The sequence below is a fragment of the Shewanella sp. Actino-trap-3 genome (assembly GCF_002836275.1).
Classification (GTDB): domain Bacteria; phylum Pseudomonadota; class Gammaproteobacteria; order Enterobacterales; family Shewanellaceae; genus Shewanella; species Shewanella psychromarinicola.
The window spans coordinates 910,504-922,849 of sequence record NZ_PJCE01000001.1 but is presented as its reverse complement, the minus strand read 5'-3'; the positions used below and the strand labels follow the sequence as shown (position 1 = coordinate 922,849).

At 41.1% G+C, this 12,346-nt stretch carries 12 protein-coding genes; 9 read left to right on the top strand and 3 right to left on the bottom strand.

From position 1 onward, the window contains the following. Positions 1-1,186: 1,186 nt before the first annotated feature. From CXF80_RS03935 to CXF80_RS03925, 3 genes are all read right to left on the bottom strand, one after another. The gene (locus CXF80_RS03935) at positions 1,187-2,494 is read right to left on the bottom strand and encodes a tyrosine-type recombinase/integrase (RefSeq protein WP_101031434.1); all 1,308 of its coding nucleotides are present in this window, start codon (positions 2,492-2,494) and stop codon (positions 1,187-1,189) included. 66 nt (positions 2,495-2,560) lie between these two features. Beyond that, positions 2,561-2,872, bottom strand: coding sequence for a hypothetical protein (locus tag CXF80_RS20250; RefSeq protein WP_198554845.1), 312 nt, complete (start codon positions 2,870-2,872; stop codon positions 2,561-2,563). A 446-nt stretch (positions 2,873-3,318) separates the two neighbouring features. Then, complete coding sequence (locus CXF80_RS03925; RefSeq protein WP_101031432.1) at positions 3,319-3,768, bottom strand: hypothetical protein; 450 nt, start codon at positions 3,766-3,768, stop codon at positions 3,319-3,321. A gap of 270 nt (positions 3,769-4,038) precedes the next feature. On the opposite strand from CXF80_RS03925, the gene ccoN reads away from it, so the two are divergent. The 9 genes from ccoN to etrA all read left to right on the top strand — a co-directional run bounded on the left by ccoN (position 4,039) and on the right by etrA (position 12,333). Continuing rightward, positions 4,039-5,466 (top strand): cytochrome-c oxidase, cbb3-type subunit I, encoded by a 1,428-nt coding sequence (gene ccoN, locus CXF80_RS03920; protein ID WP_101031430.1) that lies wholly within the window; start codon positions 4,039-4,041, stop codon positions 5,464-5,466. Positions 5,467-5,478: 12 nt separating this feature from the next. After that, positions 5,479-6,105: a cytochrome-c oxidase, cbb3-type subunit II gene (gene ccoO, locus CXF80_RS03915; protein WP_101031428.1), complete on the top strand. Its 627-nt coding sequence runs from the start codon at positions 5,479-5,481 to the stop codon at positions 6,103-6,105. Positions 6,106-6,114: 9 nt separating this feature from the next. Beyond that, on the top strand, positions 6,115-6,294 hold the full coding sequence (locus CXF80_RS03910; RefSeq protein ID WP_101031426.1) for a cbb3-type cytochrome oxidase subunit 3: 180 nt from the start codon (positions 6,115-6,117) through the stop codon (positions 6,292-6,294). Between the two features lie 2 nt (positions 6,295-6,296). Next, positions 6,297-7,265 (top strand): cytochrome-c oxidase, cbb3-type subunit III, encoded by a 969-nt coding sequence (gene ccoP / locus CXF80_RS03905; protein ID WP_101034667.1) that lies wholly within the window; start codon positions 6,297-6,299, stop codon positions 7,263-7,265. Positions 7,266-7,380: 115 nt separating this feature from the next. Next, on the top strand, positions 7,381-7,860 hold the full coding sequence (locus CXF80_RS03900; RefSeq protein ID WP_101031424.1) for a FixH family protein: 480 nt from the start codon (positions 7,381-7,383) through the stop codon (positions 7,858-7,860). A gap of 57 nt (positions 7,861-7,917) precedes the next feature. Beyond that, positions 7,918-10,311 carry a heavy metal translocating P-type ATPase gene (locus CXF80_RS03895; protein ID WP_101031422.1) on the top strand — a complete coding sequence of 798 codons (2,394 nt, stop codon included), beginning with the start codon at positions 7,918-7,920 and terminating at the stop codon, positions 10,309-10,311. After that, positions 10,308-10,562, top strand: a complete 255-nt coding sequence (gene ccoS / locus CXF80_RS03890) for a cbb3-type cytochrome oxidase assembly protein CcoS (protein ID WP_101031420.1) — start codon at positions 10,308-10,310, stop codon at positions 10,560-10,562. Before CXF80_RS03895 ends, ccoS begins: the two co-directional genes overlap by 4 nt. After that, a complete protein-coding gene (locus CXF80_RS03885; protein WP_101031418.1) occupies positions 10,559-11,248 on the top strand; it encodes a sulfite exporter TauE/SafE family protein in 690 nt (229 codons plus the stop codon). The genes ccoS and CXF80_RS03885 overlap by 4 nt, the downstream gene beginning before the upstream one ends. A 335-nt stretch (positions 11,249-11,583) precedes the next feature. Continuing rightward, positions 11,584-12,333, top strand: coding sequence for an electron transport transcriptional regulator EtrA (gene etrA, locus CXF80_RS03880; RefSeq protein ID WP_101031416.1), 750 nt, complete (start codon positions 11,584-11,586; stop codon positions 12,331-12,333). The last annotated feature ends 13 nt before the right edge of the window (positions 12,334-12,346 follow it).

The following is a 12,346-nucleotide window of genomic DNA, read 5'->3' as shown; positions in this document are numbered from 1 at the left end:
TATACAGCTAGGTCGTTTTCGCGCACGTTCCATGAAACCTTAAGTCATGGATGACAGAAATAGGGCACTTGCTATAGATGATTCTCATACTTTGTCATCGCTGAGGTTATTCGAATATCAAAACTTCGTGACCCATTTTTGTCCAGAAGTGGGATAGGGCGCATATGACATTTATTTGTGCCCCAAGCAGGTTCGATAGACGGATCAAGTACAGTATATTCATTTAGAGTTGCCATACTTTCTGACTGAAATTAATTCCTAACAGCAGGAAAATATGGCTTAGCCACTTCTATAAAACTTAACTAAGGATCGTCACATATCAGAGTCATCGGCATTATCTGTATTGGAAACTGAAGCTATGAAGGAAAAGTAAGAGATTTTATTGATGCTTACGAAAATTTCGTCTCATCCAACAATTATCAAAATCCGCTTTGCCTATACAAAATCAAATGCACGAAACCTCGAAAACATATAATGTTGAATGAAATAGTTTGAATGTAAGTGCTTCAGTTTACATTCTGAGTCCATTGACCTTGTTAAGTCGTTCCGATTTCACATAGTGTCGCCTAAAAAACTCAAAGTTCGCTGACTTGCTCAACGTTAATGTTGACACTCTGACATATGCCACTTGAGCAATATAGAGAATTACACATTTTAATATGTTGTGTGCACGCCTTTAAGATGGTGACTGCAATTCAAAAATTATCTAGCGCCTTTAAACCCCTTGAATATATCTAGTTCATGAACAACTCTTGGATTGCACTTAGCTAATGGCCAATCAATAATTAACTATGGCAACTAAATCAATACCTTAAAACGTTTCCATTGAAGAATTCTTAAGATAATCCGCAATCAGTTATCCCAAATAGAGCATAGGTAGTTATGTCAGTAGCTTATAAAAAATCTCAACGTGCCGGTAAATCTCGATCTGAGTGGCAAAGGTCACAATCACAGGTATCAAGTCACTATACACAAACACCCTATTTAACATAATATACATTGTACGCATACATGTGCCTTTGTTAAATACACTGTTCAAGACTGCCCATTTGAGGCTTGGTCATCATCATTGCATTAAACCGTAAAATGTTTATATACGGCCTTAAGCGTTTATTTTAACCAAATCGGCTATTTAACATCGTGCTGAGATTGCATGCTTTTGGTTTTGCTTAGTAATGCCAACCGATTATTCAATCTCAGCAAGATGACTTAATGGTTTGTTGAATGCACTTTGGTGTCGTTCAGTTTGTGTGGTGTGCAAATACTGTGATGTGGTGTCGATGCTCTCATGGCCGGCGTCGGCCTGGACATGTGATAATGGTCGACGGTTGATATTGATATCGTGCGTGATCCCGGTATGGCGAATATTATGAGCACTGAGTGTTCGCATCAGTTGACTGTCATGTTCGAAACCATCTTTGGCTGCATTATCTGCGGCTAAGGTAATCAGCTTGTCTATTTCGTCGCGTATTTGTCTAATACCAAGATTGGCGTTGATGACGCCTGATTCTCGTCCATGAGCTGCGGCTTTGTGGCGCACGAATATAGGATGTTGATCGTTGATGCTGGGTAAATCACTGAGGTGCAGAAAACGTCGATAATCCACTAATCCAGCGAGTAATACTTTTGAAATGGCAATATTTCGGGCTTTACCGCTTTTAGAAAATGGTACGTGAAAATACCAGATGCCAGAATGTGGATCTTGTCTGAATTGGCTCATTATAGGTGCATAACCTGCACGAGCACTGATTTCTGATATGCGTAAATAGCAGCTATATATTAGTGTTATTAGCAACAAACTGCGCTGATGTTGCTCTGGCTGGGCCTTGGCTAGTTGGCTGACAGTACTGATGACATAGGACCATTGCAACTCGGTGAATGCATGATGGTTGTTGTCTTCATTGATGGTGAACTTACGCGTTATGGCAAATCGACTGTGCTTTAACCATAATTGCGCTGGGTTACGCTCGGTGTATTCTTCACTAATTAAGTACCCATAAAATGATGATAATATAGCAATTTTAGTCTTGAGTGCATTATCACTTAGTTGATATGGCAGACATTTCCCGAGTTGTTTTTTACCAACAAATGGCCGCCATTGTGAGTTTGGAGCTCGCTCACCAGTGGCTTTGTCGAGTTTGAATTGTGCCACATTGAAGTAACCTATAAGTGCCTGTGGTGGCGATTGGCAGTAATCGATGTACTTAGCAATGTCTTTGCGCGTCACCGCGATTGGCGATAATGCGACGACGTCAAAACACCAATGCAGATACGTGGTTAATTCGCTGCGGTAGGCTTTGTAGTTGTTTTCAGAGTGCTTTTGTTCAAACAACCAATCCGCACAGTGCTCAATAATGAGCCCAGCATCAGCCACTTTATTAATAGATATTTTGGTAATGTATTGGTTTATGTAGGCATTACCTTGTAATACAAATTCTGCAGCGTCAAATAGTGGCAATACCGGTGGCAGTTCTTCAAGTAGTTTATTGGCCATATGAACAAATATAGGTTATTGATTATATTGCCTTATTGTACTATTTTTTGGCTGATGCCGATAATGTTATTTATCGGCATCAATCGTGGTCATTTTTGGATACGAGTTTTCAATATACGAATATGTGGACTCTGCAATATCTTCGTCTGTTATTAACTGCTGCATACAATGCTCAATTGCGTTTGATGGCTTACACGACGGTTGTTGGCATTGCTTATTATGACAAGTAAACCGTTTTTGACAGCTCCACAGGCATAATTGCCAAATAGTTTGTTTACTGGTTCGGTCTAAGCACTGTAATTCTGCAGCGCATAAATGACCTGCTTTGATTAACTGGGCAACTTTGTCTGTATCGATAGACACATTGACTCTGTTCATGTGTGCTCCTTTTTCCCCATGTAGATTGACATTTATCGCTATACTCGCTGCGGATGGATGACTTGCATTGATACCCAACCCTCTTCTCTTTTAGCTATGCCCTATTCATTTCATTCAATTAAGTGGTGTTACTTGATAATACATTAATGAGAATGATTATCAATTAGTTATTAGTGAAGAACACCATTTCTGTGTTATGGATCATGATTTATAAGGAAATGAACCGGCTGTTTGATGCCCTACATGAGTTTGTGCAGTAAGACATTGTTTACACTGGGAGTGCTATTTAGCTTCGGTTTATGATGATTTGATAGAAAACACTCAGCATATGGTGGACCGGCTTGGATATTTAAGGCTATAGGTATGCAAATATTGATTCCCTATAACCTGTGCCCTAGCCTGTAATGCATCATTGTTGGTATTTGATAACCTTGACTAAGCAATAATTATTTATCGTTATCCGCTAAAAAGTCATACATTAATGTGCGTGGTTGTTGTTGGTAGTTAAAGGATACAATTACTGTCCAGACCATATAATTACTGCTACAGGAACCAAAAATCAATGAACCTTGATAGGAATTGTTCTGTATTTCGGACAATGTAACAGGTATGACACCCATGAACATATCGCGCCCTTCTATTCTCATAGAAACATTAGTGATCGCTTGACTACTCTTTAACGTAACTATTAATGGTTTTTCACTGGGAGTATCGACGGGGTCGATCAGTAAACCGACTTGCAAGCCTGCTACCTCTTGGTAACATTCTCCCTCTGTAAATTCACATAACGTTTCATCAATTGGTAAATCTTGTTGTTCTTGCGTTTGTGGTCTGTCACAGGCTGTTAAAAACATTAAGAAAAAATTGAAAATGATAATTTGGATAAATTTATGCATGTTTTTTTAACCTTCATGGTTGAGTTAGTAACATTATCTTTCATAGATTGATCTAGATCAATTTTGATTCCGGTTGTGAAGTATCTTTTTTGACGTAGCTCAAGTATCATTACTCCGCTTCGTGATAGAAAGAGACGTCATGAGGTAACACCTTGACAAATGGCATTAAAAACAGTCTTAAATGGCTCAATTTATGACCAGTTGTTAATCTAACAGGTAAAGCTCGCTTTACTAATATTAAAAGTATAAGTAATAAGCCGTGGAAGCATTATGATGAACCATTCCCAGTCTACAGGCGCTGATTACAACTACACCATTGTCCGCCAATTCGCACTAACCACAGTTTTGTGGGGAATCGTTGGTATGTCAGTAGGTGTATTGATTGCGGCTCAGTTAATCTGGCCACAACTGAACTTCGAAACACCTTGGTTAACGTATAGTCGTTTACGACCATTACATACCAATGCGGTGATTTTCGCATTCGGAACATCAGCTCTTTTCGCTACATCCTACTATGTTGTGCAACGCACTTGTCAAGTCCGTCTATTTGCGCCTAAATTAGCCGCATTTACCTTCTGGGGTTGGCAAGCCGTTATTATTGCAGCTGCAATTACTCTACCAATGGGGTTTACCCAAGGTAAAGAGTATGCAGAATTAGAATGGCCTATTGATATCGCAATTACGATTATCTGGGTTAGCTATGCAATTGTTTTCTTCGGCACAATCGCTAAACGAACGACATCCCACATTTATGTGGCGAACTGGTTCTTTGGTGCCTTTATCATTACTGTTGCAGTACTTCACATTGTCAACTCAATGGCGGTACCCGTAAGCTTATTTAAGTCTTACTCTCTGTACTCTGGTGCAGTCGATGCGATGGTTCAGTGGTGGTATGGTCATAATGCGGTAGGCTTCTTACTTACTGCTGGTTTCTTGGGGATGATGTATTACTTCGTGCCTAAGCAAGCTGGTCGCCCAGTTTATTCATACCGTTTATCAATTGTTCATTTTTGGGCATTGATCGCGTTATATATTTGGGCCGGTCCTCACCACTTACATTACACTGCCCTTCCCGACTGGACTCAGTCATTAGGCATGGTAATGTCATTAATTTTATTCGCGCCATCTTGGGGCGGTATGATTAACGGTATTATGACCTTGTCTGGTGCGTGGCATAAGCTTCGTACAGACCCAGTATTACGTTTCTTAGTGGTTTCATTGTCTTTCTACGGTATGTCTACCTTCGAAGGCCCAATGATGGCAATTAAAACGGTCAATGCGCTATCTCATTATACCGACTGGACTATTGGTCACGTTCACTCTGGCGCGCTAGGCTGGGTGGCAATGGTGTCTATTGGTTCTTTATACCACTTAATTCCAGTATTATTTGGCCACGGCCGTATGTACAGCATGAAGCTCATTAACGTACATTTCTGGTTAGCCACTATCGGTACTGTCTTGTATATCGTTAGTATGTGGATTTCAGGCGTTATGCAAGGTCTGATGTGGCGCGCAGTCAACTCTGATGGAACACTGACTTACAGTTTCGTTGAGAGTTTAGAAGCCTCGTACCCATTCTATTTTGTACGCTTTATTGGTGGTTGTTTCTTCTTAACCGGTATGTTCATTATGGCCTATAACGTTATTCGTACCGTTAGAGCGTCTAAAGATTCATTACCTGCTATTGCAGAAGCTTAAGGAGCAGATTCGATGAAATTTAATCATGAATTAATTGAAAAGAATGTCGGTCTGCTTGCTATCTTCACGGTCATCGCCATTAGTTTTGGTGGATTAGTGCAGATTACCCCGCTGATATTTCAAAAAGACACCACTGAACCAGTTGAGGGTCTAATTCCGTATACTGCGTTACAGATTGAAGGTCGTGACATTTATGTTCGTGAAGGTTGTTACAACTGCCACAGCCAAATGATCCGCCCTTTACGTGCTGAAACAGAACGTTATGGTCACTATTCTGTTGCTGGCGAGTCTGTCTGGGATCACCCATTCCAATGGGGATCTAAGCGTACTGGCCCCGATTTAGCACGTGTAGGTGGACGTTACAGCGATATGTGGCATGAAGTACATTTACTTAACCCTCGTGACGTTGTGCCACAGTCGAATATGCCTGGTTTTCCTTGGTTAGCCGAAAACAAGCTCGACGGCGTATTGACTGGTGACAAGATGACTATTCTACGTAACCTGCATAAAGGCGGTTATAAAGGTAATGATCTTTACACTGACGAAGAAGTTGCTGGCGCTCAAAAAGCAGTTGAAGGTAAGACTGAAATGCAGGCGCTAATCGCTTATTTGCAATCTTTGGGTCACGCACTCAAATAGGAGGCAATTATGGATTACGGTACTTTTCAAGGCATTTTGACCATAGTTGTTATGGTGACCTTTGTGGGTATTTTTTTGTGGGCATACAGTAAGCACAGCAAGTCAAAGTTTGATGAAGCCGCTAACTTAGTATTCACAGAAGATGAACTTGCGAAGATGTCAAAAGATTCGGGAGATCAGAAGTCATGATTATGAGTAACTTCTGGAGCATTTGGATTACTGTACTGACGATTGTGGTCATTGCTGGTTGTTTTATTCTTCTTAAGGTGGTTAATAAAAATTACACCGGTGTAGAAGAAGGCGAATCAATGGGCCACAGTTTTGATGGTATTGAAGAACTGAACAACCCACTACCTAAGTGGTGGGCGTATATGTTCTATTTAACCATCGTATTCGGTGTGATCTATTTAGCTCTGTATCCAGGCCTAGGTAACTATAAAGGTCTGTTTGGTTGGACAAGTTCTAATCAAAGCATTGGTACTGATAAAGGACTTAAAGCAGACTCAGCTGCGGCCCTTGAAGCAGCAAAAGATGAAAACCGTTTATCTCAGTATGACCGCGAAGTCGCTCATGCTGATGAAAAATACGGTCCGATTTTTGATGCTTATTTAGCTACACCGTTAGAAGAGTTAGTTAAAGATCCTGAAGCATTAAAAGTGGGCGGTCGTTTGTTTTTACAAAACTGTGCACAGTGCCATGGTTCTGACGCTCGTGGTTCTAAGGGCTTCCCTAACCTTACCGACGGTGATTGGTTATATGGTGGTGAACTTGCCACGATAAAAACCACTCTGATGAACGGTCGTAACGGTATGATGCCGCCTAAAGGTGGTTTACCTATCGAAGACAGCGAGATTAAAGGTCTAGCTGAATACGTGGTAAAACTGTCTGGGCGTGAACATGATGAAGCGCTAGCAGCTCAAGGCCAAGGTTCATTTATGAAAGGTTGTTTTGCATGCCATGGCATGGATGCAAAAGGCAACAAGTTCATGGGTTCACCTAATCTGACTGATAATATTTGGTTATACGGCGGCAGCCGTGGTGTGATTGCTGAATCTATCATTAATGGCCGTGCAGGTGTTATGCCAGCATGGAAAGACATTCTTGGTGAAGAGAAAGTCCATGTCATTACTGCTTATGTTTATAGTTTATCAAACAAATAGTTACATATAAGTAACAACAAGGCCTCGACATAATCGAGGCCTTTTTTTTAAGTGATAATTAAGCCATTACGGGGTAAAATACCCCAGAATCATTTCCACCATTTTAGGATGTATCATGTCTACAGAACTCCCTTGGTATAAGCAATTTTGGCCTTGGTTTTTAATCGTGTTACCTATGTGTGCGGTTATTGCTAGTTTAACGACCTTAAAGATTGCTTTGGATAATTCTGACTCTCTGGTTGCCGAAGATTATTATAAAAAAGGCAAAGCCATAAACATGGATTTGCGTAAGATAAAATACGCCCAACAAATTGGGATGAAGTTTTTGGTTACGGTCGCGGATAAAGAATTACAAATCACTCAACACGGCGGTCCGCAATACCGCGCCGCGCTCAAAGTGCGGTTTTATCATCCTACGATAGAAGAAAATGATTTCAATTTAAACGCCACAGCCGATGCTAATTACGTTTATCACATACCGTTATCAGATGCGATCACAGGCCCATGGGAAGTGCGTATAGAAGGATTTGATGGTAAATGGCGTATACAACAACGCATCGATATTAAAGATGATGTTGAATATTGGCTAAATTAATACCACACCCACCACGTATTTGAATGATTATATGTTTAATGAAGTTGATATAAAGAGATGACACCTTGTTTTCATTGTAATGAGCCTGTCACCACAGGTGAACAATACACCACATTAATTCAAGGGCAACAACAACCTATGTGTTGCCCTGGTTGCCAAGCGGTTTCGCAAGCCATTATGGATGCAGGCTTAAGCAGCTATTATCATTTTAGAAGTGAACCAGGTCAGCGTCAAACGGCACTGGTGCCTGAACAATTATCCCAATATAGTGCCTATGATTTACCTGAAGTACAGCAAGATTTTGTCCATAAGCAAGGCGCAATTGATTCAACATCCCTGTCAATTGACGGTATTACTTGCGCAGCTTGTGCGTGGTTAATTGAACACAAACTTAAGCCCGTTGCCGGTATTACTAATGTGTTAGTCAATTCTACGACTCAACGGGCGTTAGTCAGTTGGGACAGTCACATTATTCAACTCAGCGAAATTCTGCAGATAATCAGTAAAGTTGGCTATCAAGCTGCACCTTATCAGGTTGATGAACAAGAAAAACAATCAAAAGTGGACAGCCGTAAATTCTTACTCCGTCTAGGCCTCGCAGGGTTTGCCACCATGCAGGTGATGATGTTTGCCCTCGCCTTATACACGGGATATTTCACCGGCTTAGATGTTGAGTTCCGTGATTATTTTCGTTGGGTCAGTTTAATGTTTGCCGCACCTGTGGTGCTGTATTCTGCGCAACCGTTTTATTTCAGTGCACTTCGCAGCCTATTAAGTGGCAAGCTTAATATGGATGTATCGGTCTCTATCGCTATTTTAGGCGCTTATGTTGCCAGTTGTGTGGCGACGATTCAGGGCAATGGCGAAGTGTATTTTGAATCTGTGTCTATGTTTACCTTTTTCTTATTGCTGGGCCGTTATTTTGAACAATCCGCTCGGCAAAAAGCATCGGTCAGTTCAAGTAATCTTCATAAGCTTGTGCCGCTCACTGCGCATTTACTGCGTAATGGTGATGCCACTGAAATTGCCGCTAAACAATTAACCATTGGCGATATTATCTTGGTAAAACCGGGTGAAGTCATTGCGGCAGACGCCGAGGTGGTTTTAGGGCAATCAAGTGTCAATGAGGCCATGCTTACCGGTGAACAAATGCCAATAAGCAAACACCTTGCTGATAAAGTTTATGCGGGAACGATTAATATCGAACAACCTCTTCAAGTTCGCGTCACTGCGCTAGGACAAGATCAACTGGTAGCTGAAATTATTCGCCTGCAAGAGCTTGCGTCCAACAACAAACCCGCCATTGCTTTAGTGGCCGACCGTTTAGCGCGTTACTTTTCCGCATCAATATTATCGATAGCAGCAATAACCTATTTGGTTTGGTTATCTATTTCTCCCGATGATGCCTTTTGGATTACCTTGTCGGTATTAGTGGCGACGTGTCCCTGCGCCCTCGCCCTTGCTACGCCGACAGCAGTGACTTGCGCCACGGCTATTTTTACTAAGTTGGGTGTTATTCCGAGAAAGACTGGGATTTTTGAAAAGCTCACTAAAATCGATCATGTGGTGTTTGATAAGACCGGAACCTTAACATGCGGTTATTTATCCATTGGTGAAGTGCAAACCTTTGGACAATATTCATCAGAGCAAGTGTTATCATTAGCGGCAGCCACCGAACAAGGTTCTTTACATCCTATCGCGTTAGCATTTAAACCCTTTTATGATAACAAGCACATTGTTGAACATGTTGACCATCATATTGGATTAGGTATTCGAGCCTGTATTAATCAACAACAAGTCTGTATTGGAACGGCACAATTTGTTACCCCAGACTGCAATCGAGTGTCGCCACAAGCATTAGAAAGTCAGTGGATTTTTTTGTCTATCGATAATAAATTGGTTGCAAAAATTGAGATGCTAGACCAGTTACGTGTCGACAGTTTAGCAACTGTCAATGCGTTAAAAGCGGCCAATATAAAACTGAGTATAGCCAGTGGTGATAGTTCGGGTCATGTTGAGTTTTTAGCAAACAAAATAGGTATTTCAGATGTGCATTCAGGTTTATCGCCTCAAGGTAAGTTAGCATTAGTTAATCGATTACAACAAAAAGCCAATGTGGCCATGTTTGGCGACGGTATTAATGACGCGCCAGTATTAGCCGGAGCAAATTTGTCGGTAGCTATGGGCAGCGGTAGCGCTATAGCCAAAAACAGTGCCGACTTAATTTTACTGGGCGATCACTTATCACGCTTTAATGATGCCATTTATGTTGCTAAGCAAGCACAGCGAATTATTCATCAAAATTTGTTATGGGCTTTTGCTTATAACATGGTAATTTTGCCATTAGCAGTGACTGGGCATGTTGCCCCATATATTGCAGCTATTGGCATGTCTGTGAGTTCACTGATCGTGGTGAGCAACAGTTTACGGCTTCTTAGGATAAAATTATGAGTATCATTTACGTCTTAATCCCCATTGCGATGCTATTTGTATTAATTGCAGTGTCTCTCTTCTTTTGGGCGGTAAAGTCTGAGCAATTTGATGATTTAGATAGACAAAGTGTATCCATTTTATTTGATGAAGACGATATAAAAGCCAATACTAACGTTAACGACAGCACTAATAGTCATCCTTCCAATTCTACCAGTGCTGAACTCGTTGGTTCGGATACTCTCGATGATAAACCAGAGTCAAAACCGTGATTGAATATAACCTCGGTGGCGCGTTTATTGTTGGTTTAATGGGCGCAGCCCATTGCTTTGGAATGTGTGGCGGGTTGATTGGGGCTTTTTCTGCAAATATACCCACCCATGGCCAGAACCGCTTAGCGACACAATTAACGTTTCTATTTAGTTATAATCTGGGCCGAATTTTTAGCTATACCGTTGCAGGAGCCATTGTCGGTGGTAGCGTGTCTGCTTTAGGCCATTTATTCGATGCCGATAACTATTTAATTGTTCTGCGCATTATCGCTGGGACCATGATGATACTCACTGGGCTGTATATCGCTCAGATATGGTTTGGTATTGTGCACATTGAAAAAGTAGGTAAACTCCTTTGGCGTTATATACAGCCGCTTACACGTAAAATAATGCCGATTACTCATCCAATGCAAGCAGTGCTAGCCGGCATGGTTTGGGGCTGGTTACCTTGCGGTCTAGTGTACAGTACGTTAACTTGGTCCGTCGCGTCAGGTAGCGCATTACAAGGTGGCTTGATTATGTTGGCTTTTGGTTTGGGTACGCTACCCGCGTTATTTGCTGCAGGATTGGCGGCAAAAACCTTGGCCCAATGGGTACAAAAACGTGCAGTGAGATTATTCAGCGGCGGCTTATTAGTATTATTTGGATTGCAGACTCTTTATATTGCTTTTAATCAACTAAACTAGTTGGTAACGATAACTGAGTAACATATTGTCGTTAAGCTATAGATAACCTTTCGTTATTCAATGTGCGATTCGGTATAAATACCCTTATAATCAATAGGTATTACCGAAATTTTAAGTATTTAAAGCGTTTATTCACTCAGTCGTTACAAGATACTCTTGTGTCTACGGAGCGTTCGAACGAGGTAAGTTATTATTGGACTTTTGCTTAACCGCAAACGTGTAACTATTACACCGTCCATTCACTTCATTTAGCAAGTGCAACTCTCATGTTGAGGAGTACCTTATTAATGCGGAATGGTATAACATGGTGATGTCTTCATAAATTGAGAATGGGTATGCCTTCAGATTTCATTAAAACTCGTCCATCTACTAGCGGTTGCGCCATTCATTGCCACGATTGCAGTATGGAAGCCCTGTGTATACCCTTTACGTTAAATAATGAAGAGCTAGATAAACTCGATAATATTATTGAGCGTAAAAAACCCATTCAAAAAGGTGATCTTATCTTCAAATCCGGAGACGTACTTAAGTCATTGTATGCGATCCGTTCCGGTACGATTAAAAGCTATACCATTACAGAACAAGGTGATGAACAAATTACTGGTTTTCATCTTGCGGGTGACGTCATTGGTTTTGATGGTATCCATGCCCAACGTCATCAGAGTTTTGCCCAAGCCTTAGAAACCTCAATGGTCTGTGAAATCCCCTACGATACCTTAGATGATTTATCTGGATCTATGCCTAAACTGCGCCAGCAAATTATGCGATTGATGAGTAATGAAATTATGAGTGATCAAGAAATGATCCTCCTGCTTTCCAAGAAAAATGCCGAAGAACGTTTGGCCGCATTTATCAATAATCTTGCTAATCGCTTCGGTAAACGGGGGTTCTCGCCCCATGAATTTAGACTTTCGATGACTCGCGGTGATATCGGTAATTATTTGGGGCTAACGGTTGAAACGATTAGCCGTTTATTGGGCCGGTTCCAAAAGTCAGGCTTAATTGAAGTCAAAGGTAAGTACATTTCTATTATTGATCATTCCGCGTTAAGTAGCCTTGCTGGAAATGCTCGCATCGCCACTTAAATTAAATTAGTAT

Coding starts and splice junctions, on each gene's coding strand:
- CXF80_RS03925 (WP_101031432.1), bottom strand. CDS start 3,768: ATGCATAAATTTATCCAAATTATCATTTTCAATTTTTTCTTAATGTTT.
- CXF80_RS03895 (WP_101031422.1), top strand. CDS start 7,918: ATGACACCTTGTTTTCATTGTAATGAGCCTGTCACCACAGGTGAACAA.
- CXF80_RS03900 (WP_101031424.1), top strand. CDS start 7,381: ATGTCTACAGAACTCCCTTGGTATAAGCAATTTTGGCCTTGGTTTTTA.
- ccoN (WP_101031430.1), top strand. CDS start 4,039: ATGATGAACCATTCCCAGTCTACAGGCGCTGATTACAACTACACCATT.
- CXF80_RS20250 (WP_198554845.1), bottom strand. CDS start 2,872: ATGAACAGAGTCAATGTGTCTATCGATACAGACAAAGTTGCCCAGTTA.
- CXF80_RS03935 (WP_101031434.1), bottom strand. CDS start 2,494: ATGGCCAATAAACTACTTGAAGAACTGCCACCGGTATTGCCACTATTT.
- ccoO (WP_101031428.1), top strand. CDS start 5,479: ATGAAATTTAATCATGAATTAATTGAAAAGAATGTCGGTCTGCTTGCT.
- ccoP (WP_101034667.1), top strand. CDS start 6,297: ATGAGTAACTTCTGGAGCATTTGGATTACTGTACTGACGATTGTGGTC.
- CXF80_RS03910 (WP_101031426.1), top strand. CDS start 6,115: ATGGATTACGGTACTTTTCAAGGCATTTTGACCATAGTTGTTATGGTG.
- ccoS (WP_101031420.1), top strand. CDS start 10,308: ATGAGTATCATTTACGTCTTAATCCCCATTGCGATGCTATTTGTATTA.
- etrA (WP_101031416.1), top strand. CDS start 11,584: ATGCCTTCAGATTTCATTAAAACTCGTCCATCTACTAGCGGTTGCGCC.